Origin of the sequence: Streptomyces sp. NPDC006872 (assembly GCF_040635845.1) — a bacterium.
In the GTDB taxonomy this organism is placed as follows: domain Bacteria; phylum Actinomycetota; class Actinomycetes; order Streptomycetales; family Streptomycetaceae; genus Streptomyces.
Map to the genome: position 1 here is coordinate 384,436 of NZ_JBEYIL010000009.1, position 22,705 is coordinate 407,140.

A 22,705-nucleotide genomic window follows, 5' to 3' on the forward strand; every position below is an offset into this window, starting at 1 on the left:
GTCAGTCCTTAACCGCTCCGCCCAGCCCGGAGACCAGTCGTCGCTGTACGAGTACGAAGAACACCAGCACCGGAATCGTCATCACCGTGGAGCCGGCCATCACACCGCCCCAGTCGGGATCGTCCGGCTTGTAGAAGACCAGCAGGGCCATCGGCAGCGTCGACTGCGAGGTGTCGCTGATGATGAAGGACTTGGCGAAGAGGAAGTCGTTCCACGCGGAGATGAAGGAAAACACGCTCGTGGCCACCAGCCCCGGCAGGACGAGCGGAAAAAGGATCTGCCACAGAAAGCGGGTACGGCTCGCCCCGTCGAGGTACGCGGCCTCCTCCAGCGCCTCCGGAACCGCTTTCACGAACCCCCTCAGCATCCAGATCGCGAAGGGCAGCGAGAAGGCGATGTGCGGCAGGATCAGCGACCCCAGGGTGTTCAACTGGCCGAAGTCCCGCATGAGGAAGAACAAGGGGATCGTCAGCGCCTCCACGGGCACCATCTGGGCCACCAGGAACATGATCAGCAAGGTGGTCCGGAAGCGGAACCGGAATCGGGTCACGGCGGTCGCGGCGAGAAACGCGATCACCCCGGAGACGATCACCACCACGCACGCCACGACAAGGCTGTTGAGGAAGTAGCGACCGAATTCCTGCTGTCCGAACACGCGCCGGAAAGAATCCAGAGAGGGCGTCAGGGTCCATGGCCGGGGCTCGCTGGACTCGATCTCCCCGGCCGGTTTGAAGGCGCTCAGCACCATCCAGTAGAGCGGGAAGGCGACCACGACGGCGACGAGCAGCGCCGCCGCGTCGGAGAGCCATCGCCGGGAACGGGTCACAGTTCCTCCCCCTGCCGCCGCAGCAGCCGCAGGTAGATCAGGGTGACGGCGAGCAGGATCAGCAGCATCACGACGCCGATCGCCGCGCCGAGGCCGTACTGCGAGGACGCGAAGGCCTGTTGGTAGGCGTAGACGTTCAGGACGAGGTTCTGCCCGGCGATGCCGCCGCCGTTCGTCATCACATAGATCTGGGTGAAGACCTTGAAGTCCCAGATGACCGACTGGATGGTGACGACCACGAGGATCGGCCGGAGCATCGGGGCCAGCACGGACCGCCAGACCCGCCACTGCGAGGCGCCGTCCAGCTCGGCGGCCTCCAGCACCTCCGACGGGACGGCGCGGATCCCGGCGTAGACCGTGACCATCACGAACGGAAAGGAGCACCACACCACTTCGAGGAGCACCAGGAGGAAGGCGCTGTAGCGACCGTACGTCCAGGAGTGGTCACCGAGCCCCAACAGCCGGTTGACCGGGCCGAAGTCGGGGTCGAACAGCAGCAGCCACACCGTGGAGCCGGTGACCGCCGGCGTCGCCCAGGCGCCCAGCGCGGCCAGCATCAGCGCGAGCCGGGGCACGGCACGCACGCGCGTGAGCAGCACGGCGAGCGCGCAGCCGACGGCGAGCGTGGAGACGACGCAGGCGGCCGCGAACCCGACCGTCGAGAGAAGCACCTGCCAGAACTGATCGTCCGAGAACACGTCGGCGTAGTTCCCGAACCCCCGGAACACGGTCGGCTGCCCACCGCTGACCTGCGCCTGGGTGTAACGGAAGAGGGAGATCAGCCCGAGCTGATAGACGGGATAGGCGAGAAGCGCGGCAAGGACGACAAGAGCGGGGGCCAGATAGAGCCAAGGAGTGCTGGAGCCTGCCAAGGGGCGCGGGGCTGTACTGAATTTGCGGCTACCGCCGCGTGGGCGCGACCAGCCACGGCCGGCCCGCAGTCGCCCACGCGCCGCAAGCCCCGAGTCAAGAGGCGTCACCCGATGGAGCCGAACGCCGCGTCCATCTTCTTCGCCGCCTCCGTCGAAGCCCCCGCCACGTCCTTCTTGCCGCTGATGACCTCCTGGAACATGGTCGGCACGACCAGCTGGGAGTCGATCTGCGACCAAGCGGGCGACGCGGGCACGAACTTGGTGCCGGCGGCCAGCGTCTGCACGAACGGCTTCACGAACGGCTCCTTCGCGGCGGCGGCGTCCCGGACGTCCGTGAAGGTGGGCAGGAAGCCCATCGCGTCGAACAGCGAGGCCTGCGTCTTCTTGCCGGCGAGGGCCTCCATCAGCTGGACGGCGAGCGTGCGGTGGGTCGTGCTCTTCAGCACGCCGATGTTGTTGCCGCCCGCGAACGCCGGAGCGATCGAGCCGGACGTCACACCCGGCAGCGGCACGACGGCGTACTTGCCCTTCACCGCGCCCGCCTCCACGGCCGTGTGGCTGAAGTCGCCGCCGATGACCATGCCCGCCTTGCCGGCCGCGAACGCGGTGACGCTGTCGTTGCCGCCCATGCCCGCGCACTTGGCGGCGGGGCAGTTGTCGTCGGAGAAGAGCGAGGTGTACGCGGTGATGCCCTTCTGGGCGGCCGCGCTGTCGATGGCGGAGGCGTACGAGCCGCTCTTGCCGTTGGCGAGCTCGCCGCCGTTGGCCCAGACGAAGGGCATCGCGCCGTAGGTGTAGGCCCCGCCGACGACCAGTCCGTACAGGTCGGGCTTGGCGGCGCGGATCCTGCGGGCGGTCGTCGCCAGCTCGGCCATGGTCTTCGGGACCGTCAGACCGAGTTCCTCGAAGACGTCCGTGCGGTAGTAGAGGGCGCGGACGCCGACGTAGAAGGGGGCGCCGTAGAGCTTGCCGTCGACGGTGACGGACTGTTTGGCGGTGGGGTCGGTGTCCTTGGTCTCGCTCCAGTCGCCGAAGTCCTTCGTGACGTCGAGGAGTCCGCCGTCATGGACGTATCCGGCCGTGTCGGTGTTGCCGTACTCCATGACGTCGGGGGCCGACTTCGGGTCGTTGAAGGCAGCCTTGACGCGCTGGGCGCGGGTGTCGATCGGGATGTACTCGACGGCGACCTTCGTGCCCTTGTGGGCCTTCTCGAAGGCGGTGACGACGGAGTCGACGACCTGTTCCTTCGGCTTGTTGCCGACCTCCTGGAAGAGCCAGACACGCAGGGTGCCCGTCTTCGCGTCGGTGTCGGAAGAGGAGTTGTCGGACGTCTGGGGGGCACATGCGGTGGCGACCAGGGCGGCGGCCGCGAGCACGGCCAGTCTGGTGGGGAGCTTCATGGAGCGATCCTCCGAGCGTTGCAACATATGCAATGGCTGTTTTGCTCTGCACAACACACCGGAATCTAGGGACTACATGAACACGTCGACAAGAGGTCTCAACCACTCTGTGACCACTTGACGCATCCCGTGCAACGGCAAGCGCCCCACCAAACACGCCAAAGGCCCCCGAAGCGCGCCGAAACGCGCCCCGAGGGCCTTCGGAAAGGTAAGCCGAGGCAGCCGTGGCAGCCGAGGTGAGCCGACTGCTTCAGGCCGACTACTTCTTGTCGCCGCCCTTGCCCTTGTCGTCGCCGCCGCCGGCCATGGACTCGAAGATCTCCTTGCACATGGGGCACACGGGGTACTTCTTCGGGTCGCGGCCGGGCACCCAGACCTTGCCGCACAGCGCCACGACGGGCGTCCCGTCGAGGGCGCTCGCCATGATCTTGTCCTTCTGGACGTAGTGGGCGTAGCGCTCATGGTCCCCGTCGCCGTGCGACACCTGCGGCGTCGGCTCTACGAGGGTCCCCGTACCAGTCCCGCGCTCGGGCTCAAGAGTGCTCATACCGCCAAGGGTACTGAAGCCGAGCAGCGAAGCTCACGCGCATCACACGTGCGTCAGTTGAGCGAGGCGTCGTCCGGATATGTCGCCACCATCGCCAGCTCGCTGCGCTGGCGGCGCAGCACCTCCCGCCAGAGTCTCTCCGGGGACGGCGAGGAGACGTCGCCCGGCTCGGACTCCACGACGTACCAGGCGCCCTCCACCAGCTCGTCCTCCAGCTGGCCGGGCCCCCAGCCGGCGTACCCGGCGAAGATCCGCAGGGAGCCGAGGGCCGAGGCGAGGAGTTCCGGCGGGGCCTCCAGGTCGACGAGCCCGATGGCGCCGTGCACCCGGCGCCAGCCGAGCGGAGCGCCGTCGACGCCCGTGCCGCCCGGAATGACGGCGACCCCGAGGGCGGAGTCGAGGGACACCGGGCCGCCCTGGAAGACGACGCCGGGCTCACCGGTGAGGTCCGCCCAGCCCTCCAGGATGTCGCTCACGCCCACCGGGGTGGGCCGGTTGAGGACGACACCTAGGGAGCCCTCCTCGTCGTGGTCGAGAAGGAGCACCACCGCACGGTCGAAGTTCGGGTCCGCCAGGGCGGGCGTTGCCACGAGCAGCCGCCCTGTGAGCGAGGACACCTCGGTCATGCCAGACATGATCCCGCATCTTCCCGTGAATGGGGGAGGCAATCGGGGCTCCGGGAGCAGGGGCAGGTCGGGCGCACGGACGCGGTCCGGGCGCACGAACGAAACGGGCCCGTGACGGTGACCCCATGTGCCCGCCGGGAAACCGTTCGTGTTGTGACACAGCTATGACGTTGCTGGGTGGTCCTTGGGCTTACGGGACAGGGGTCGACGGCGATTACTCTGTCTCCTCTGGCCCCTTGCCCCGACCCGATGGCCGCTGTCCCCACCCAATCCACCATCCATGGAACGCGAGATACATGACCGTCAACGGCTCTGACGACGTACTGCTTGTCCACGGCGGAACCCCGCTCGAGGGCGAGATCCGTGTCCGCGGTGCGAAGAACCTCGTACCCAAGGCCATGGTCGCCGCCCTGCTGGGCAGTGAGCCGAGTCGACTGCGCAACGTTCCGGACATCCGAGACGTGCGGGTCGTACGCGGCCTGCTGCAACTGCACGGGGTGACGGTCCGTCCGGGCGAGGAGCCGGGCGAGCTGGTGCTCGACCCGACCTACGTCGAGAGCGCCAACGTCGCCGACATCGACGCCCACGCGGGCTCGAGCCGGATCCCGATCCTGCTGTGCGGTCCGCTGCTGCACCGTCTCGGCCACGCCTTCATCCCCGGCCTCGGCGGCTGCGACATCGGCGGCCGGCCCATCGACTTCCACTTCGAGGTGCTGCGGCAGTTCGGCGCGACGATCGAGAAGCGGGCGGACGGGCAGTACCTGGAGGCGCCGCGGCGGCTGCGCGGCACGAAGATCCGGCTGCCGTACCCGTCCGTCGGCGCGACCGAGCAGGTGCTGCTGACGGCGGTCCTGGCGGAGGGCGTCACCGAGCTCTCGAACGCGGCCGTGGAGCCGGAGATCGAGGACCTCATCTGCGTGCTGCAGAAGATGGGCGCCATCATCGCGATGGACACCGACCGCACGATCCGCGTCACCGGTGTGGACAAGCTCGGCGGTTACAACCACGCGGCCCTGTCGGACCGTCTGGAGGCCGCCTCCTGGGCGAGCGCGGCGCTGGCGACGGAAGGCAACATCTACGTCCGCGGCGCCCAGCAGCGCTCGATGATGACGTTCCTGAACACCTACCGCAAGGTGGGCGGCGCGTTCGAGATCGACGACGAGGGCATCCGCTTCTGGCACCCGGGCGGCCAGTTGAAGTCCATCGCCCTCGAAACGGACGTGCACCCCGGTTTCCAGACGGACTGGCAGCAGCCGCTGGTCGTCGCCCTCACACAGGCCACGGGCCTGTCGATCGTCCACGAGACGGTCTACGAGTCCCGGCTGGGCTTCACCTCGGCGCTCAACCAGATGGGCGCGCACATCCAGCTCTACCGCGAGTGCCTCGGCAGCTCCGACTGCCGCTTCGGACAGCGCAACTTCCTGCACTCCGCGGTCGTGTCGGGCCCCACCAAGCTCCAGGGCGCGGATCTGGTCATCCCCGACCTCCGCGGCGGCTTCTCGTACCTGATCGCCGCCCTCGCGGCCCAGGGCACCTCCCGTGTCCACGGCATCGACCTCATCAACCGCGGCTACGAGAACTTCATGGAGAAGCTCGTGGAACTGGGCGCAAAGGTCGAACTCCCGGGCAAGGCACTCGGGTAGTACCCCTCAGCCCAGGCCGGCAAAATCCAGCCCGGCCGGCGTTTGAGGCCGTCCTTGACCGCAACCACGAGGGGGGCGGCACCCGGAATCCGGGTGCCGCCCCCCTCGCATTGCTCACCGCGTTCTCAGCGGAGCGCTTACTTACCCTTGGCCGCTTCCTTGAGCTTCGAGCCCGCGGAGACCTTCACGCTGTAGCCGGCCGGGATCTGGATCGGGTCGCCGGTCTGCGGGTTGCGCGCGGTGCGAGCGGCACGGTGGGTGCGCTCGAAGGTCAGGAAGCCGGGGATGGTGACCTTCTCGTCGCCCTTGGAGACGATGTCGCCGACGACCTCGGCGAACGCGGCCAGCACTGCGTCGGCGTCCTTGCGGGTCACCTCGGCGCGGTCGGCCAGCGCGGCCACCAGCTCACTGCGGTTCATGTTGTTACTCCCGTGTTCTTCTTGCCGTTGAGGCGTGCCACGCGGCGGAGCCGCATGTGGGGCACAGCGAAGTCGTTGTGCTCGCGCCCAGAGACGCATCCTGCCCCTACCTGCGGCGGGAAAGCCAATCCGGCACCCGCACGGAGGCGTGAGACAACCCATGTGTGTCACATGGGTGCCACACGAAGGACGCTTAGCTCGGCGCAACCCTAGAGGGCCGCGATCGGCACGAGGTTCCGCGACGCGCCGTTGCGGGGGCCACCGTGGCGATCCTCACAGCCGCACAGCCCCCGCACCTTACGCGACAGAGCCTACGAGGCCGACGCGCCCGCCGCCTTCGCGGCGTCCCGCACCGCACCCGCCACCGCGCCCGCGACCTTGTCGTTGAAGACGCTCGGGATGATGTAGTTCGGGTTGAGCTCGTCGTCGCTCACGACCTCCGCGAGGGCCTTCGCGGCCGCGAGCATCATCTCGGTGTTGACCGTGCGGGACTGCGCGTCCAGCAGGCCGCGGAAGACACCCGGGAAGACCAGCACGTTGTTGATCTGGTTGGGGAAGTCGGAGCGGCCGGTGGCCACGACGGCGGCCGTCTGACGGGCGATCGTCGGGTCCACCTCGGGGTCCGGGTTCGCGAGCGCGAACACGATCGCGTCCTCGGCCATCGCGGCCACGTCGGTGCCGTCGAGCACGTTCGGGGCGGAGACGCCGATGAAGACGTCGGCGCCGCGCACGGCCTCCTTCAGGGTGCCGGTGAGGCCCTCGGGGTTGGTGTTGTCGGCGATCCAGCGCAGCGCCGAGTCCTGGGCCGCGTCGACGAGGTCGGCGCGGTCCGCGTGGACGACGCCGTGGATGTCGGCGACGACCGCGTTCTTCACGCCGGCCGCGAGCAGCAGCTTGAGGATGGCCGTGCCGGCGGCGCCGGCGCCGGACATGACGACCCGTACGTCCCCTATGCCCTTGCCCACGACACGCAGGGCGTTCGTGAGGGAGGCGAGGACGACGATCGCGGTGCCGTGCTGGTCGTCGTGGAAGACCGGGATGTCGAGGGCCTCGCGCAGCCGGGCCTCGATCTCGAAGCAGCGGGGGGCGGAGATGTCCTCGAGGTTGATGCCCGCGAAGCCGGGGGCGATGGCCTTGACGATCTCGACGATCGCGTCGGTGTCCTGGGTGTCCAGGCACAGCGGCCAGGCGTCGATGCCGGCGAACCGCTTGAAGAGGGCCGCCTTGCCCTCCATGACCGGCAGCGCGGCCTTCGGGCCGATGTTGCCGAGGCCCAGCACGGCCGAGCCGTCCGTCACGACCGCAACGGAGTTGCGCTTGATGGTGAGGCGGCGGGCGTCCTCGGGGTTCTCGGCGATCGCCATGCAGACCCGGGCCACACCGGGGGTGTAGATCATCGAGAGGTCGTCACGGTTGCGGATGGGGTGCTTGGACTGCATCTCGATCTTGCCGCCGAGGTGCATCAGGAACGTACGGTCGGAGACCTTGCCGAGGGTGACGCCCTCGATGCCGCGCAGCTGCTCGACGATCTCGTCGGCGTGCGCGGTGGAGGTGGCGGCGATGGTGACGTCGATGCGGAGCTTCTCGTGGCCGGACGCGGTGACGTCGAGGCCGGTCACCGAGCCTCCGTGGGACTCCACGGCCGTGGTGATCTGGGAGACCGCCGTTCCGCTGGCGGGCACCTCCAGACGGACCGTGATCGAGTAGGAGACGCTGGGCGCCGTTGCCATGGCCGACTTCCTCTGCACTGCTGGGTCGCGGGTTTGCGGTCCGATCGTCGCACCTACCGACGAGTACGTGAAAGCCGTCCCGGATTGCGATCGTTTTGTTCTCGATGACTTCATGGGAGAGGCCCACATCACTGGGTGATGTGGGCCTCTCCGACGTTCATGACACCGACCCGCCATGCTCGCCTCGCGGCAAGTGGTCGCTCGTAGCGACGAAGGTTGGGCCCGGGGGCTTGGATCGAGCCGGTGTCACGACCAGGCTAACAAACGGATGCCCGAACACCATTCCCGTCCGGGGAGTTCACAGGAATCAGTCTCTGAGAAGGTCGGGCACTCCGTTCGCGTCCGGGTCGTCGCGGTCCGCCGAGACCACCGTCAGCTGCTGCGTGGCCCGGGTCAGGGCCACGTACAGCACGCGCAGCCCGGCCGGGGACTCGTCCGCGATCTCCGCCGGGGAGACGACGACCGTCGCGTCGTACTCCAGGCCCTTGGCCTCCAGGCTGCCGAGGGCCACCACGCGGTCGCCGAGGCCGGTGAGCCAGCGGCGGGCCTCCTCGCGGCGGTTCATGGCGACGACGACGCCGACGGTGCCGTCGACCCGCTGCAGCAGCCGCTCGGCCTCCGCGCGGACGGTCGCGCCCAGGGTGCCGTGCAGGGCGGTGAAGCGCGGGACGACGCCCGTGGATCGGACCGCCGACGGGGACTCGGCGCCGGGCATGGCCAGCGCCAGCACCTTGGCGGCCAGCTCGGCGATCTCGGCCGGGTTGCGGTAGTTCACGGTCAGCTGGAAGCGGCGGCGGGGGCGGCTGCCGAGAGCCTCGTCACGGGCCTCGGCCGCCTCGTCGGGGTCGGACCAGGAGGACTGGGCCGGGTCGCCGACCACCGTCCAGGTGGCGTGCCGGCCGCGGCGGCCGACCATCCGCCACTGCATCGGCGTGAGGTCCTGGGCCTCGTCCACGATGACGTGCGCGTACTCGACGCGCTCCTGGGCGAGCCGCTCGGCGCGCTCGCGCTGGGACTCCTCGCGCACCGGCATCAGCTCCTCCAGGCCGGTGAGCTGGTCCAGCGGGTCCAGCTCGCGCCGCTTGCGCGGGCGGGCCGGGGTGCCGACGATCGCCTGGAGCTCGTCGAGCATGGCGATGTCGTGCACGGAGCAGCCGTCCCGCTTGAGGGAGCGGGCGACCCGGCGGACCTCGCCGGGGTTGAGGATCCGCCGGGCCCAGCGGCCGAGCCGCCGCTCGTCGGCCATGGCGGTGAGGACGGCCTGCGGGGTCAGCTCGGGCCACCAGGCGTCGAGGAAGGCGATGAACGCGTCCTCGGTGGTCACGTCCTCGTCGAAGGACGAGCGCAGTTCGGCGGCCAGCTCGGGGTCGGAGTGCCGGCCCGCCGCGCCGGAGCGGTCCCACAGGGCGTCCAGGAGGAGCTTGCGGGCGCGGGGGCGCAGCAGGTTGACGGGGGCGGTGCCGCTGAGGGCGCTCTGCCGGACGCGGTCCAGGTCGGCGGCCTCCAGCTCCAGCCGACGGCCGAAGGCGACGACCCGCAGCCGGGTGGGGGTGCCGACCGGGGCGACGGGCTCGTCGGGCTCGCCGAAGGACAGCTGACCGTGACCACCGCCCCTACCACTGCCGCTGCCGCCGGACTCCAGCGCGCCGCGCGCGGCCTTCCGCAGCACCTTCAGCATCCGGTACGAGCCCTTGGCCCGGGCCACCGCCGGGGAGTCGTACAGGGTGGCCTCGGCGCCGTCGACGAGGGAGCCGATGGCGCGGATGGCGACCTGGCCCTCCTCGCCGAGGGAGGGCAGCACGCCCTCGGTGTAGGCGACCAGCAGGGGCGTGGGCGAGACGATCAGGATGCCGCCCGCGTACCGGCGTCGGTCCTGGTAGAGCAGATAGGCGGCCCGGTGCAGGGCGACGGCGGTCTTCCCGGTGCCCGGGCCGCCCTCGACGTAGGTGACGGAGGCGGCGGGGGCCCGGATGACCAGGTCCTGCTCGGCCTGGATGGAGGCGACGATGTCGCGCATGGTGTGGCTGCGGGCCTGCCCGAGGGCGGCCATGAGAGCGCCGTCGCCGATGACGGCCAGTTCCTCGCCGTCGAGGAGGGCCGTCAGCTCGGGGCGCATCAGGTCGTCCTCGACGCCGAGGACGCGACGCCCCTTGGAGCGGATCACCCGACGGCGCACCACGCGCCCCGGGTCGACCGGGGTGGAGCGGTAGAAGGGCGCGGCGGCGGGCGCCCGCCAGTCGATGACGAGCGGGGCGTACTCGGAGTCGAGGACGCCGATGCGGCCGATGTGGAGGGTTTCGGCGATGTCGGCGGTGTTGTCGGGCCTGACGGTCCCCTCCGCGGGCTCCACGGCGGTGTAGGCGCCGTCCGGGCCCTTCTTGCCGTCCTTCCCGAGGAGGAGGTCGATCCGCCCGAACAAGAAGTCCTCGAACTCGTTGTTGAGCCGGTTGAGGTGGACTCCTGCGCGGAAGACCTGCGCGTCCCGTTCGGCGAGCGCGCCGGGTGTGCCGACCTGGCCACGCTTGGCCGCGTCGTTCATGAGGAACTCGGCCTCGTGGATCTTCTCCTCGAGACGCCGGTACACCTGATCCAGGTGTTCCTGTTCGACGCTGATCTCGCGCTCTCGGACCGAGTCGGACGCGGCGCCGACCGCGGATTCCTGCTGAGCCTGTACGGCCACCGGGCCCCCTTCTGACGTGCTGGGCAGCCGTCAACCGTACGCGAAGGGGACCCGGCAAAGCTACGTACGCTACGCCTCGATCTGGACGAGCTTCTTGCCGTCGAAGGTCATGACCTCGAAGTGATCGATCTCATTGGCGCTGAATGCGGCGCCGCCGACGACGTAGAGCGGGTTCTTGGCCTGCTCGGTTTTGGCGTTGGCGATGCCGTAGCCCCACTCCGGAACGGACCAGGAGGAGACCGTCTCGCGCTCGCCGTTCTTGCCGACGGCGATGAGCGAGCACTTCTCCGGACCGGTCACGTTCTTCAGTTCGACGCCGATCTCCGTGCCCCACGCCTTCTCGCCCATGGCGACGGTCGCCGTGACCTTGGAGGCGGAGTCGGTCGCGGAGACCCGGTCGGTGAGGGTCGCGAAGGTGTCCTTGGCGGAGTTGGCCGACTTGGTGGCGCTCGCCTCGGTGCCCTTGGTGCCGTTGTCGCCGCCGGTCGCCGCCAGCACGGTGAGCGGGCCGCCGATGATCAGTGCGGCCGCGGCCGCGACCAGGAAGAAGGAGCGGCGACGTTTCTGCGCGCGGCGGTCCGACACCTCGTCGACCAGCCGTTCCGCGAGGCGCGGGCTGGGACGGGCGGACAGGGACTCGCCGATCGCGGGCGTGCCGGTGCCCGGCAGGTCCGCGAGGGCGGCCAGCATGGGCTCCATGCCGGCGAGCTCGTCGAGTTGCTGAGCGCACCACTCGCAGCCGGCGAGGTGCATCTCGAAGGCGGTCGCCTCGGCGTCGTCGAGGATGCCGAGGGCGTAGGCGCCGACGGTCTCGTGCTCGCTCGGGCTCGGAGATCCCATTGATCCCTGCATGGGGCCAGACATACCCGAACCACCTGCTCCGAATCCCCCGTATACGCTCATCACGCCGTCACCCCCCGCTCCTCCAGAGCCAGCTTCATCGACCGCAGGGCGTAGAACACCCGTGAGCGCACGGTGCCGCTGGGTATGCCCAGCGTCTCGGCCGCCTCGTTGACGGTACGCCCCTTGAAGTACGTCTCGACGAGCACCTCCCGGTGGGCCGGGGTCAGGTCGTCGAGCGCGTCGGACAGCGTCATCAGCCACAGCGCCTTGTCGATCTCGTCCTCCGCAGGAATGACCTCCAGCGGCGACGGGTCGACCTCCTGCGGCCGGGCCTGCCGGCTGCGGTGGCCGTCGATGACGATGCGACGTGCGACCGTCACCAGCCAGGGGCGTACCGATCCGGTCGCTCGATTGAGCTGACCGGCGTTCTTCCAGGCACGGATGAGCGTCTCCTGCACGACGTCCTCGGCACGCTGCCGATCTCCGGCAACCAGGCGCAGGACATACGCAAGCAGGGGTCCGGCATGCTCCCGATACAGAGCACGCATCAGCTCCTCGTCAGGTTCCGAGGGCTGGGACATGCGATGTCGGGCCCTCGATCCACGTTCATTGGCCACGGCCGCATCCTTGCGCACGCCCACCTCCGGTGTCCGGGGGTTCCCCCAGTCGGTCGCTCGACGACGGGTACGCAAGCGGGGTGTTGAGTGTTCAAACCATGGGGACACTTTTCTTCCGGGTGTCATGACGAGGGGGACATGGGGGCACATTCCCACCTCGTTTTCTTTACATTTCCGCCACACCGGCAAGATCACGGCGACTGCCCGACGGCCGACACGAGTAAACGATGTGTAATCGAAATCACTTCGACGCCCGCTCCACAGAAGGGACATAACGCCCCCTCACCTGTGTGTGAGCGCCGCCCGCCGCCGGTGCCGAGCCACCCTTTCCCGGTTTCCGCAGACCTCGCTGGAGCACCAGCGTCGACGACGTCCCCGGGAGGTGTCCAGGTACACGATCGGGCAGTTGTCCCCCGCGCACTGCCTCAGGTCCGCCCGGGCGACGGGATCCGTGAGCAGCTCCACCGTGTCCCGCGCGACGGCCGCAAGCAAGGCGGCGCACCCGGGCGGACGGTCCAAAGCCCGCACGAGCGCCCCGTCTTCGCCGCGCACGGCACGGGGGGTCGGGGGCGCGACCCGGGCGAGGTCGTTGATCCGGGCCAGCGCGAGGTCATAGGGCCCGACGGCGTGGTGCACGACCCACCCGTGCACCAATTGCCCGATGTTGCGCCGCAGTTCCCGAAACGCCACGGGCCACGCCCCGTCGGCGTGCCCGAGCGGGGTGTCCGGCGGCACCAGCCCGGACCCACGGATCCAGGCGCACAACGGCGCTACGGCGTCCAGGTGTTCATGGGGATGACTGGTCGCCAGCAGGTCGAGACAACTCCGCCCGGCATCGAACCGCAGCTCATGGAACTCCATACGCCACCACCTCGGGCGTCGTCCGGGAGAACAGTTCCCTTCACAGTGCCAGCGCAGGTGGGTGATTCATAGCCCGTCCGGCGCTTGAGGACGAGGCCCTTTCGGGGCGAACGGGGGTCTGGGGGCAGAGCCCCCAGCAACGGGACGACAAGAGGCGGGACGGCAAGCGGCGGGACGGCAAGCGGCGGCGAGGCCAGAACCCGCCTAACCGTCGGAGTACTTCGCATCGGCCGCCGGATCCAACGCCAGCCGATACCCCCGCTTGACCACCGTCTGGATCAGCTTCGGCGCGCCAAGAGCCGTCCGCAGCCGGGCCATCGCCGTCTCGACGGCATGCTCGTCCCGCCCGGCCCCCGGCAGCGCCCGCAGCAGATCGGACCGCGGCACCACCCACCCCGGCCGCCGCGACAACGCCCGCAGCAACGACATCCCCGCCGGAGGCACCGGCTTCAGACAGCCGTCCACCAGCACCGCATGCCCCCGGATCTCCACCCGGTGCCCGGCGACCGGCAGCGCCCGGGCCCGCCCCGGCAGCTCCTTGCACAGCAACTGCACGAGCGGCCCGAGCCGGAACCGCTCCGGCTGGACGGTGTCCACGCCCCGCGCCTGCAGCGGCAGCGCGGTGACCGGGCCGACGCAGGCCGGCACGACGTCATGGTGCAGGGCGGCGAGCAGCTCGGACAGCAGCCCGCGCTCCTCCGCCCGGGACAGGAGCGAGGCGGCCGCGGGCGCGCTGGTGAAGGTGATCGCGTCCAGTCCGCGGGTGACGGCGGCGTCGAGGAGCCGGTCGAGCGGCGCGATGTCCTCCGGCGGCATCCACCGGTAGACGGGCACCCCGACGACCTCCGCGCCGGCGGCCCTGAGCGACTCCACGAACCCCGGCAGCGGCTCGCCGTGCAGCTGGACGGCGACCCGGCGCCCGTCGACGCCCTCCTCGAGGAGCCGGTCGAGCACCTCGGCCATGGACTCACTGGACGGCGACCACTCCTCCGTCAGCCCGGCGGCCCGCACCGCGCCCTTGACCTTGGGGCCGCGGGCCAGCAGCTCGACGCCGCCGAGCCGGGCGAGCAGCTGTTCGCCGAGCCCCCAGCCGTCGGCGGCCTCGACCCAGCCGCGGAAGCCGATGGCGGTGGTGGCGACCACGACGTCCGGAGCCTGGTCGATGAGGTCCTTGGTGGCGGCGAGCAGCTCACCGTCGTCCGCGAGCGGCACGATCCGCAGGGCGGGCGCGTGCAGCACCGCCGCCCCGCGCCGCTGGAGCAGCACGCCGAGCTCCTCGGCCCGGCGCGCGGCCGTCACGCCCACGGTGAAGCCCGCGAGGGGCCCGTGCTCGACGACGCCCTGGGGGCTGACGGCCGGTTGTTGCTGTTCCTCGTACATAGCTCTCGTTCCGCATTCGAGTCGCATTAACACCTACATGCCGACGAGCCTGTCAACGGTCCGTGACAGGCTCGGTTCGGCTTCATGTCGCCAGTGTTACGTCACACCTCGGCATAGCTGAGCTGCGGCTTCGCCTCGGAGGAGGAATTCGATGCCGTCACTCGTCCCGCCGGGCGGCGAAGGTATACGGCCCAGGTGACCGCGAAGCAGGCCGCGTAGAAGGCGAGGAAGGCGACGAACGCACCGGTTCCGGAGCCGTAGGAGAGGAAGGACTGCCGGAAGGCCAGGTTGATGCCGACGCCGCCGAGCGCGCCGACCGCCCCGATGAGCCCCATGGAGGCCCCGGAGAGCCGCCGCCCGTAGGCGGCCGCTTCCTCGCCCTCCAGACCCTTGGCGACGGCCTTCGCCTGGAAGATGCCGGGGATCATCTTGTACGTCGACCCGTTGCCGAGGCCGGTGAGCACGAACAGCACCACGAAGACGGAGACGAACAGCGGCAGCGACTTCTGCATGCTGGCGAAGACCAGGACCGCGGTGGCGGCGGCCATGCCGACGTAGTTGTAGAGCGTGATGCGGGCGCCGCCGTAGCGGTCGGCCAGCCAGCCGCCGACGGGGCGGATCAGCGAGCCGAGCAGCGGGCCGATGAAGGTGAGGTAGGCCGCCTGGAGGGGCGTCCGGCCGAACTGGTTCGTCAGGACCTGCCCGAAGGCGAAGCTGTAGCCGATGAACGACCCGAACGTGCCGATGTAGAGGAAGGACATGATCCAGGTGTGGGCGTCCTTCGCGGAGTCGATCGCCGCGCCGGTGTCGTTCTTCACGGACGTCAGGTTGTCCATGAACAGCGCGGCGAGGGTCGCGGCGATCACGATCAGCGGAATGTAGAGCCCGAGCAGCACGCGCGGACCGCCGCTGGCGCCGATGACGCCGAGGCCGGCGAGCTGGAGGACCGGCACGCCGATGTTGCCGCCGCCCGCGTTCAGGCCGAGCGCCCAGCCCTTCTTACGGAGGGGGAAGAAGGCGTTGATGTTGGTCATGGAGGAGGCGAAGTTGCCGCCGCCGATGCCCGCGAGCAGGCCGACCAGCAGGAACGTGTTGAAGGAGGTGCCCGGCTCCATCACCGTGAACGCGGCGATCGTGGGGACCAGCAGCAGCGCTGCCGAGACGATCGTCCAGTTCCGGCCGCCGAAGACCGCGACGGCGAAGGTGTACGGCACCCGGACGACCGCTCCGACCAACGTCACCATCGACGTCAGCAGGAACTTGTCGGCCGGGGTGAGGCCGTACTCCGGGCCCATGAAGAGCACCAGCACGGACCACATGGTCCAGATCGAGAATCCGATGTGCTCGGAGAGGACGGAGAAGACGAGGTTACGACGGGCGATCTTCTCGCCCTTCTCGTTCCAGAAGGCCTCGTTCTCCGGGTCCCACTCCTCGATCCAGCGGCTCCCCTTTTTCGTCGGGGACGACGCGGGTGCGGGGGCTGTACTCGGGGCTGTCATGACGCCTCCACGGTGCTCCGGGGCTCGGGTGGTTCGGGGGGATGAGCGGTGATGAGTCCCGAAGGTAGGGAGGGCGCGTTTCCGGGCTGTGGCTGTGGGTGACCGGAAAGGAACGTTGCTCTCACCTTGCGTGGACGCCCGGTGAGAGGTTTTGGGGAGAGCTCAGCGCCGAGGCGCCTGGCCGTACGGGTTGGGGGGCTGCGGCGGGTACTGGGCCGGGGGCTGCTGAGGATACGGCTGAGCCTGCGGTTGAGGGTACTGCTGGGGATACGCCTGGGGCTGAGCGTACGGCCCGGGCTGGCCGTACGGTCCGGGCTGGTGGGGCTGGTGGGGCTGGGGCTGCGGGTGTCCGTAGCCGCCGGGGCCCGTGGGGGCAGCGCCGTACGGTCCGTACGGGCCCGCGGCCTGCCCCGGGAGACCGCCACCGTAGGCGCTCGCACCCGGCGGCAGATACCGCAGCCGGCCCGTCTCGTCCGTCATCGGGGTGAACCCGGCGGCCTGGAGACGGGCGGCGAACTTGGCGTTGCGGTGCCGGGTGACGACGAGGCCGATGCCGAGAGCGCCCATGAGGACGGCCCAGATGACACCGGCGATGACGAAGTCCGTTCCGGTGGCGCCGAGCCGGATGCCGATGATCGCGCAGCCCGCGGTGGCGCCCAGCGCGCCGTACCCCATCCTCTTCTCGGCGTGTCTGCCGGTGAGGTCGAAGTTGATCCGGGCCTTGAGGAGCTCGAAGGCGTCCGGCACGACGGGCGGCAGCGAGACGCCGTCGGAGGCGTTCGGATACTGCGCCCAGTTCTGCGCGGCACGCGCGCGTGCCTGCGGACTCGGGTCCGGGAGGATCAGCATCACCAGCGCGGTGTTGCGTCCGCCGCCCTGCCGTACGTCCGCGTACTCGTACCCGAACTGCTGGGCCACGAAGGCCAGGCGGGCCAGCTTCTTCACCGAGGCCATGGGGCTGGTGAGCTCGACGGGCTCGCCTCCCGCCATCAGCCGAAGCATCTTCTGTATCTGCCGCTTGCTCACCGGCACTCACTCCCCCGTCGCCCGTCGCCCGTCGGCCGGACCACTGTTCACTTACGCAACGCGAGGCAGTCTTCCACACGCCCCCGGCGCCGGGAATCGACGTCCGACCCGCTTTGACCTGCCCTTTACGGGTGTCACCTCGGGCAGGTCGGGCGCTTCGGGCAGGTCAGGGGCATCAGGCGCTTCGGGCGCTGCGGGCTCGGTGCGAGGCCTTCGTCGCTCGTCCGTCCGGCCACAGGCGGGGCTTGCGGCGGGCCGCCAGGTCCTCCACCCAGCCGAAGCAGACGACGCAGGCCGCCGTGAGCAGCCAGATCGCCGGCAGTTGCGGCCACGGGCTCTCCAGGAGCCAAAGAGCGTCGGCTTCCAGCCACGCGATGTTCCACAGGTGGTCCCACAGGGCCGACACGACTCCGATGCACACGCTGTGCCACAGGTAGATCGTCACGGCACGGGAGTTGAGCAGGGTGATCAGCCGGTCCCAGCGGCGCAGCCGGGCGGGCCACTCGGTCCAGGACGGGCTGATGTGCAGGAGCAGCAGGACCGCCGCGAAGGACCACAGGGACTGGGCGAACGGCATGTCGTCCAGGTCGTGGCCCTCCCGCAGGTTCTGGCCCAGCGCGTACCAGAGACCGATCCCGGCGACCGCCGGGGCCAGCGACGGGACGATGTAGCGGGGCAGCCGGCGCAGGATGCCCTCCTGGTGCGCCATGCCCAGCAGCCAGCACGCGCCGAACGCGCCGAAGTCGACGACGCCGGACTCCAGCCGCCAGCCCGGCACCGACAGCGCGCCGAACTCCAGGGCGGCGGACAGCGCGATCGGCGCGAGGATCGTCGGCCAGGGCAGCCGGCGCAGGGCGCGCAGCAGGAGCGGGGAGAGCAGGACGAACCAGAGGTAGGCGCGGAGGTACCAGAGGGGCACGCCCATGTCGGCGGCCCAGTCGTCGCCGATCAGCCCGTGCACGCCGGGCACGCTGTCGCCGTAGGGCGGGTCGCCCAGCGGCACGATCCAGAAGCCGAGCTGGAGCCACCACCACGCGGAGTTCCCGTCGTCGTCCGGGCCCCAGCCCCCGGCCAGCATGCCCGTGAGTCCGACGGCGCCCAGCAGCCACAGCGGGGGCAGCAGCCGACGCAGCCGTCCTCGGGCGACTTCCAGCGCGGGGCGTCTGGCCAGCGAGCGGGCCATGAGGTTGCCGGCGAGCGCGAACATCACGCCCATGGAGGGGAAGACGACGGGGAGCCAGGCCCAGCCCATCAGGTGGTAGAAGACGACGCGGAAGAGGGCGATCGCACGGAGCAGATCGAAGTAGCGGTCACGCCCACCGCCCTTCTTCGCCCCCTCCTTACCCGCGCTCCCGTTCCCCGCGCTCCCCTTCTCCGCGCTCCCCTTACCCGCGGCCTCCTTCCCCGTGGCCTCCTTTTCGAGGCCGGTCAAGTCGAGGCGGGCCGTCGTCTCCGTCGGCTCCGTCGCGTCTGTCGTTTCCGCCGTTTCCGTCGTGTCCGTCGTTTCCGTCGGCCCGGTGCTCTGGGTGCTCATCAGGCCGCGCCTCCGTCCGCACTCGCCGCTGCCGGTGCGCCCGGCGGCGCCGCCACCTGCCCCTTGCGGCGCAGCTTCTGCCAGCGCAGGCGGCCGCCGGTGAGGGCGGTGATCCAGGACTGGAGCAGGACCATGTACATCAACTGTCGGTAGAGGAGTTGCTGGAGCGGGAGCGAGATGAGCGGGGTGAGGCGTTCGCGGTCCAGGACGAAGGCGTAGGCCGCGCAGCCCGCCTGGACGGCCAGGACGCCGAACCAGGCCGCGATCGTCTTGCCGGTCGGGCCGAAGAGCAGGCCGTAGACGAGGAAGAGGTCGATGAGCGGGGCGAGGAGCGGCGCGACGACCATGAAGAGGGAGACGAGAGGCAGCCCGACGCGGCCGAAGCGCCCGGAGGGACCGCTCTCGACCAGCGCCCGGCGGTGCTTCCAGATCGCCTGCATGGTGCCGTAGCACCAGCGGTAGCGCTGGGACCACAGCTGCTGGACGGACTCGGGCGCCTCGGTCCAGGCCCGCGCCTTCTCCGCGTACACGACGTGCCAGCCGTCGCGGTGGATGGCCATGGTGATGTCGGTGTCCTCGGCGAGGGTGTCGTCGCTCATGCCGCCGACCCGGTCCAGCGCGGCGCGGCGGAAGGCCCCCACCGCGCCGGGGATGGTCGGCATACAGCGCAGGACGTCGTACATACGGCGGTCCAGGTTGAAGCCCATCACGTACTCGATGTGCTGCCAGGCGCCGATGAGGGTGTCCTTGTTGCCGACCTTGGCGTTGCCGGCGACGGCCCCGACCTTCGGGTCGGCGAAGGGCTGGACGAGCTCGCCGACCGTGGAAGGCTCGAAGACCGTGTCGCCGTCCATCATCACGATGAGGTCGTGCCTGGCGTTGGCGATGCCCCGGTTGAGGGCGGCGGGCTTGCCCGCGTTGAGCTGCCGGACGACGCGCACACCGGGCAGTCCGAGGTCCTCGACGATCCGGGCGGTGCCGTCGCTGGAGCCGTCGTCGATGACGAGGATCTCGATCGGGTGCTCGCTCTTCATCAGCGAACGCACCGTGTTCTCGATGCACTTGGCCTCGTTGTAGGCCGGGACCAGCACCGAGGCCGGTTCGGTGACCGGCGCGTCGGGACCCCAGACGAAGCCTTTGCGGCGGGTACGGCGGGTGTGCATCGCGGAGAGCAGCAGCATCAGGCCGAAGCGGGCGAAGACGAGGACGCCGATCACGGCGAGTCCGACGACCAGGACGGCGGTGATGTCGTCGGAGGCCGCGACCAGGAAGACCCAGGCCTTGCCCTTCCACAGGTCGAGCCCGCCGACCGGGGTGTGCGCGCTCGGCGCGTTCAGGGCCTCGGTGAGGTTCTCGAACTCGTAGCCCTTCTGCTGGAGTTCGGGCAGATAGGCGTCGAGGGCCCGGACGGTCTGGGACCGGTCGCCGCCGGAGTCGTGCATCAGGACGATCGCGCCCTTGCCGTCCGCCGGAGTGGAGTTGCGGATGATCTCCCGCACGCCCGGCCTGCGCCAGTCCTCGCTGTCGGCGGTGGTGAAGACGGTGAGGTAGCCGCGGCTGCCGACGAACTCGGTGACCGGCCAGGTCTCGTCGTCGAGGGCGTCCGTGCTGGAGGAGTAGGGCGGCCGGAAGAGGGAGGTGCGGATGCCCGCCGCGCCCTCCAGCGCCAGCTGGTTCTGGGTGAGCTCCCAGTCGATGCGCTTGTTCGACTGGTAGGAGAGGTCGGGGTGGTTGAAGGTGTGCAGCCCGATCTCGTGGCCCTCGTCCACCATCCGCCGGACCAGGTCCGGGTAGCGGGAGGCCATGGTGCCGGTGATGAAGAAGACGGCGTGCGCGTTGTGCTTCTTGAGGACGTCGAGGACCACGGGGGTCCACTTCGGGTCGGGCCCGTCGTCGAAGGTGAGCACGATCCGGCCGTCGGGCACGTCCAGGCTGGTCTGCCGTCCGCCGCGGGTGTCGACGACCGGCCCGCCCTCGCGGATCTGCTCCGGCACCTTCTCGGCGGCGGCCTCGGGGCGGACGCGGTGGTCGGCGAGGATCTCGCTGTGCACATAGCCGCGCAGCATCAGCATCGCCATCATCGCGAGAAGCACGAGCATCGGCAGCAGATGCCGCAGCCGCAGAGGCATCGACCGACGGCGTTCAGGAGGCGGCGCCGACCCGTGCCCGGAACCGCCGGCGGCGTGCCCCGGGGTCCGGCCCCGCCCCTGCCGTCGGCCGGACCGCCGCCCGTGGCTGTGCACCGTGCCGGCCGGCTCACCTCCCGACGACCCTCCCGATGAGGCTCCCGATGAGCCTCCCGACGACGAGGAGGACGACGAGTGCGCGGGCTGCCCGACGGCGGACCGTCGGGCCGAACGCCGGCTGGTGTGTGGTGCCATGAGAGGTGGTTCTCCGGGGACGAGGTCGGACGAAAGGGACCCACACCGCGGGATCGGGCGGCGTGGAGTGAAGTGCGTGAAATGAGGAGCCTGAAGTGAGAAGCCTGAAGTGAGGAGTCAGGAGCGTGGCGCGCAGAGCGCGCGGTGAAAGGGCACGGAACGAACGGGCATAGAGCCAACGGGCCAGAGCGAATCCGGTCGCCTGCGGCAGATCGGAGGTCGGCCGCGAAGGGCGGGCAGTCGGTCCGACACCGACCACCGGCATCGATACGTCGGCCGACGCGGGCCCGGCCCCCTCAGGGGCCGGTATGCCGGGCGCCGCTGTCGGCGACCCGCGTGCGAAGGCCCGTTCAGGCCGCCGGGCTCGAGGCCGCCGGGGCCGGTTCCGGCGGGCCGTCGGCGACCGTGTTGGAGGCTCCACCGGCCGGGGACGGCGAGGAGACGGCCGACGGCGACGCGACGGGCGAGGACGGCGCGGGCGGCGGCGAGGACGGCGGCGGCACGACCGGCGTGCTCGGACCGGGCGCCGAAGGAGCCGAGGCCGTCGGCCCGGTGCTGGGCCGGGCGCTGCCGCTCGCCGAGGGCGGGGCCGCGGCGGACGGCCCGCCCGACGGAGCCGCGCTCCCCGACGCACCCGGCGCCGCGCTCACACCCGGCTTGCCCGGTACCGCGCCCGGCGTGGACGCGGTGATCCCCGCGCCGCCCGGAAGCACCTCCCCCGGCGCCCCGGGGCGCGAGGTCGCGGAGTCCTCGGGCGTCTCGGAGTCGTCCACCTTGCCGGCCGCCGGCTTGTCGTCGGCCTTGCCCGGCACCGGTACCGGCAGCCAGGGCGCGCCGGCGTTGCCCGACAGCAGCGTGGCCACGATGACGACGGCGTAGGCCCCGCACGCGGTGCCCACGAGGATGCCGATGCGGCGGAACGTCCGGCTGCGGCGGCCCGACTCGTCGACGAACACCGGGACGTCGGAGGCGGCGTCCGGACCGTCGGCCCGCCCCTTCTTCAGCGGGTCGAGCTGGACGGTCACCTCGCCCGGATCGTTGCCCTTGGCGTCGGCAGCGCCGGGCACCTCTCCCCAGGGATCCCGGAGATCGCTCGACCGTTCGTTTTCGGAAAGGCTGTTCGAGGCGTTCGAGGTCGCCGATGAACCGCTTTCCGACAGTACGTCCAGCAGTGACCGGTATCGCTGGGATCCTTCTCCCATGACCGGAACATCCCTGGTCGGCGGTGCCGCCTCCGGCCACTCCGGTTGGGCGTCTTCTCGCCAATTCTTCACGTGTGCTCTTCCCCCCACGGAACTGTTCTGGGTACACGTACGACCCCGAGCACACGTCGACGAAACCGGGCCCCCACCCGGTTCCTGCGCCCCATTTACCCCATTGTGCTCAGGTCGACGAATCTAGCGCAGGCATGGGCCCTGTGTTCGCGATGTGTCATTTATGGACAGAAGTCATGTTCATGCCTATGTCTGAAAACAATCCCTTGACGCAGCGCCGAGGAGCGGGGCGGCAGACATCTTTCGCCACACCAGTGACACAGGCGGACCCAGGAGGCGGGCCCGGAGGGGCGCGGAACGCGGCCTCAGGCATGGCCGGAAATTCCAACGACACGACCGGCGAATTGCCCCACTTTGTCAGTGATTCAATAAAACCCTCAGCGGGGGTGAATTCCCGCACGCCCCGTTGACGCACGGCCGCACGACAGCCACCGGGGCAGCGGGTCACGGGGGCGGCGGGGCAGAGGGGCACGAGGGCGGCGGGGCAGAGGGGCACGAGGGCGGCGGGTCAGAGGGGCACGAGGGCGGCGGGTCAGAGGGGCACGGG

18 protein-coding genes are annotated in these 22,705 nt (G+C 70.2%); 1 reads left to right on the top strand and 17 read right to left on the bottom strand.

The genetic code is table 11. The annotated features are described in order from the left end of the window. Position 1 precedes the first annotated feature (1 nt). From ABZ725_RS27715 to ABZ725_RS27735, 5 genes are all read right to left on the bottom strand, one after another. Positions 2-826 (bottom strand): carbohydrate ABC transporter permease, encoded by an 825-nt coding sequence (locus tag ABZ725_RS27715; protein ID WP_358805255.1) that lies wholly within the window; start codon positions 824-826, stop codon positions 2-4. After that, entirely contained in the window at positions 823-1,767 is a 945-nt protein-coding gene (locus ABZ725_RS27720; RefSeq protein WP_358805317.1) for a sugar ABC transporter permease, read from the bottom strand. The genes ABZ725_RS27715 and ABZ725_RS27720 overlap by 4 nt, the downstream gene beginning before the upstream one ends. Positions 1,768-1,802: 35 nt before the next feature. Beyond that, positions 1,803-3,098 carry an extracellular solute-binding protein gene (locus tag ABZ725_RS27725; protein WP_358805256.1) on the bottom strand — a complete coding sequence of 432 codons (1,296 nt, stop codon included), beginning with the start codon at positions 3,096-3,098 and terminating at the stop codon, positions 1,803-1,805. A 259-nt stretch (positions 3,099-3,357) separates the two neighbouring features. After that, on the bottom strand, positions 3,358-3,645 hold the full coding sequence (locus ABZ725_RS27730; RefSeq protein ID WP_351911809.1) for a DUF3039 domain-containing protein: 288 nt from the start codon (positions 3,643-3,645) through the stop codon (positions 3,358-3,360). A 53-nt stretch (positions 3,646-3,698) separates the two neighbouring features. Continuing rightward, positions 3,699-4,271, bottom strand: a complete 573-nt coding sequence (locus ABZ725_RS27735) for a YqgE/AlgH family protein (RefSeq protein ID WP_358805257.1) — start codon at positions 4,269-4,271, stop codon at positions 3,699-3,701. 296 nt (positions 4,272-4,567) lie between these two features. Between ABZ725_RS27735 and murA the strand changes: the two genes are divergently transcribed. Beyond that, positions 4,568-5,914, top strand: a complete 1,347-nt coding sequence (gene murA, locus ABZ725_RS27740) for a UDP-N-acetylglucosamine 1-carboxyvinyltransferase (protein WP_351911813.1) — start codon at positions 4,568-4,570, stop codon at positions 5,912-5,914. Positions 5,915-6,051: 137 nt separating this feature from the next. Here the strand turns inward: murA and ABZ725_RS27745 are convergent, their stop codons facing one another. The 12 genes from ABZ725_RS27745 to ABZ725_RS27800 all read right to left on the bottom strand — a co-directional run bounded on the left by ABZ725_RS27745 (position 6,052) and on the right by ABZ725_RS27800 (position 21,951). Beyond that, a complete protein-coding gene (locus tag ABZ725_RS27745) occupies positions 6,052-6,333 on the bottom strand; it encodes an HU family DNA-binding protein (RefSeq protein WP_004000874.1) in 282 nt (93 codons plus the stop codon). Between the two features lie 311 nt (positions 6,334-6,644). Beyond that, positions 6,645-8,063 (bottom strand): NAD-dependent malic enzyme, encoded by a 1,419-nt coding sequence (locus ABZ725_RS27750; protein WP_358805258.1) that lies wholly within the window; start codon positions 8,061-8,063, stop codon positions 6,645-6,647. A gap of 307 nt (positions 8,064-8,370) precedes the next feature. Then, positions 8,371-10,743: a UvrD-helicase domain-containing protein gene (locus tag ABZ725_RS27755; RefSeq protein ID WP_358805259.1), complete on the bottom strand. Its 2,373-nt coding sequence runs from the start codon at positions 10,741-10,743 to the stop codon at positions 8,371-8,373. A gap of 69 nt (positions 10,744-10,812) precedes the next feature. Further along, the gene (locus ABZ725_RS27760; protein ID WP_358805318.1) at positions 10,813-11,595 is read right to left on the bottom strand and encodes a zf-HC2 domain-containing protein; all 783 of its coding nucleotides are present in this window, start codon (positions 11,593-11,595) and stop codon (positions 10,813-10,815) included. Positions 11,596-11,645: 50 nt separating this feature from the next. Continuing rightward, positions 11,646-12,167 (bottom strand): sigma-70 family RNA polymerase sigma factor, encoded by a 522-nt coding sequence (locus ABZ725_RS27765; protein WP_010039908.1) that lies wholly within the window; start codon positions 12,165-12,167, stop codon positions 11,646-11,648. A 318-nt stretch (positions 12,168-12,485) separates the two neighbouring features. Then, a complete protein-coding gene (locus ABZ725_RS27770) occupies positions 12,486-13,064 on the bottom strand; it encodes an ABATE domain-containing protein (protein WP_358805260.1) in 579 nt (192 codons plus the stop codon). A gap of 204 nt (positions 13,065-13,268) precedes the next feature. After that, a complete protein-coding gene (locus ABZ725_RS27775; RefSeq protein WP_358805261.1) occupies positions 13,269-14,444 on the bottom strand; it encodes a uroporphyrinogen-III synthase in 1,176 nt (391 codons plus the stop codon). 101 nt (positions 14,445-14,545) lie between these two features. Further along, positions 14,546-15,943: a nitrate/nitrite transporter gene (locus ABZ725_RS27780; protein WP_358805262.1), complete on the bottom strand. Its 1,398-nt coding sequence runs from the start codon at positions 15,941-15,943 to the stop codon at positions 14,546-14,548. Between the two features lie 162 nt (positions 15,944-16,105). Next, a complete protein-coding gene (locus tag ABZ725_RS27785; protein ID WP_358805263.1) occupies positions 16,106-16,969 on the bottom strand; it encodes a hypothetical protein in 864 nt (287 codons plus the stop codon). A gap of 175 nt (positions 16,970-17,144) precedes the next feature. After that, on the bottom strand, positions 17,145-18,503 hold the full coding sequence (locus ABZ725_RS27790) for an acyltransferase family protein (protein ID WP_358805264.1): 1,359 nt from the start codon (positions 18,501-18,503) through the stop codon (positions 17,145-17,147). Continuing rightward, entirely contained in the window at positions 18,503-20,632 is a 2,130-nt protein-coding gene (locus ABZ725_RS27795; protein ID WP_351917119.1) for a bifunctional polysaccharide deacetylase/glycosyltransferase family 2 protein, read from the bottom strand. The genes ABZ725_RS27790 and ABZ725_RS27795 overlap by 1 nt, the downstream gene beginning before the upstream one ends. Positions 20,633-21,234: 602 nt before the next feature. Continuing rightward, a complete protein-coding gene (locus tag ABZ725_RS27800; RefSeq protein ID WP_358805265.1) occupies positions 21,235-21,951 on the bottom strand; it encodes a hypothetical protein in 717 nt (238 codons plus the stop codon). Between the last annotated feature and the right edge of the window lie 754 nt (positions 21,952-22,705).

Bases quoted from the DNA above. Each gene is read 5' to 3' on its own strand.
- ABZ725_RS27760 (WP_358805318.1), bottom strand. From the start codon at position 11,595: ATGCAGGGATCAATGGGATCTCCGAGCCCGAGCGAGCACGAGACCGTC.
- ABZ725_RS27730 (WP_351911809.1), bottom strand. From the start codon at position 3,645: ATGAGCACTCTTGAGCCCGAGCGCGGGACTGGTACGGGGACCCTCGTA.
- ABZ725_RS27790 (WP_358805264.1), bottom strand. From the start codon at position 18,503: ATGAGCACCCAGAGCACCGGGCCGACGGAAACGACGGACACGACGGAA.
- ABZ725_RS27770 (WP_358805260.1), bottom strand. From the start codon at position 13,064: ATGGAGTTCCATGAGCTGCGGTTCGATGCCGGGCGGAGTTGTCTCGAC.
- ABZ725_RS27735 (WP_358805257.1), bottom strand. From the start codon at position 4,271: ATGACCGAGGTGTCCTCGCTCACAGGGCGGCTGCTCGTGGCAACGCCC.
- ABZ725_RS27795 (WP_351917119.1), bottom strand. From the start codon at position 20,632: ATGCCTCTGCGGCTGCGGCATCTGCTGCCGATGCTCGTGCTTCTCGCG.
- ABZ725_RS27765 (WP_010039908.1), bottom strand. From the start codon at position 12,167: ATGTCCCAGCCCTCGGAACCTGACGAGGAGCTGATGCGTGCTCTGTAT.
- ABZ725_RS27780 (WP_358805262.1), bottom strand. From the start codon at position 15,943: ATGACAGCCCCGAGTACAGCCCCCGCACCCGCGTCGTCCCCGACGAAA.
- ABZ725_RS27750 (WP_358805258.1), bottom strand. From the start codon at position 8,063: ATGGCAACGGCGCCCAGCGTCTCCTACTCGATCACGGTCCGTCTGGAG.
- ABZ725_RS27775 (WP_358805261.1), bottom strand. From the start codon at position 14,444: ATGTACGAGGAACAGCAACAACCGGCCGTCAGCCCCCAGGGCGTCGTC.
- ABZ725_RS27725 (WP_358805256.1), bottom strand. From the start codon at position 3,098: ATGAAGCTCCCCACCAGACTGGCCGTGCTCGCGGCCGCCGCCCTGGTC.
- ABZ725_RS27745 (WP_004000874.1), bottom strand. From the start codon at position 6,333: ATGAACCGCAGTGAGCTGGTGGCCGCGCTGGCCGACCGCGCCGAGGTG.
- murA (WP_351911813.1), top strand. From the start codon at position 4,568: ATGACCGTCAACGGCTCTGACGACGTACTGCTTGTCCACGGCGGAACC.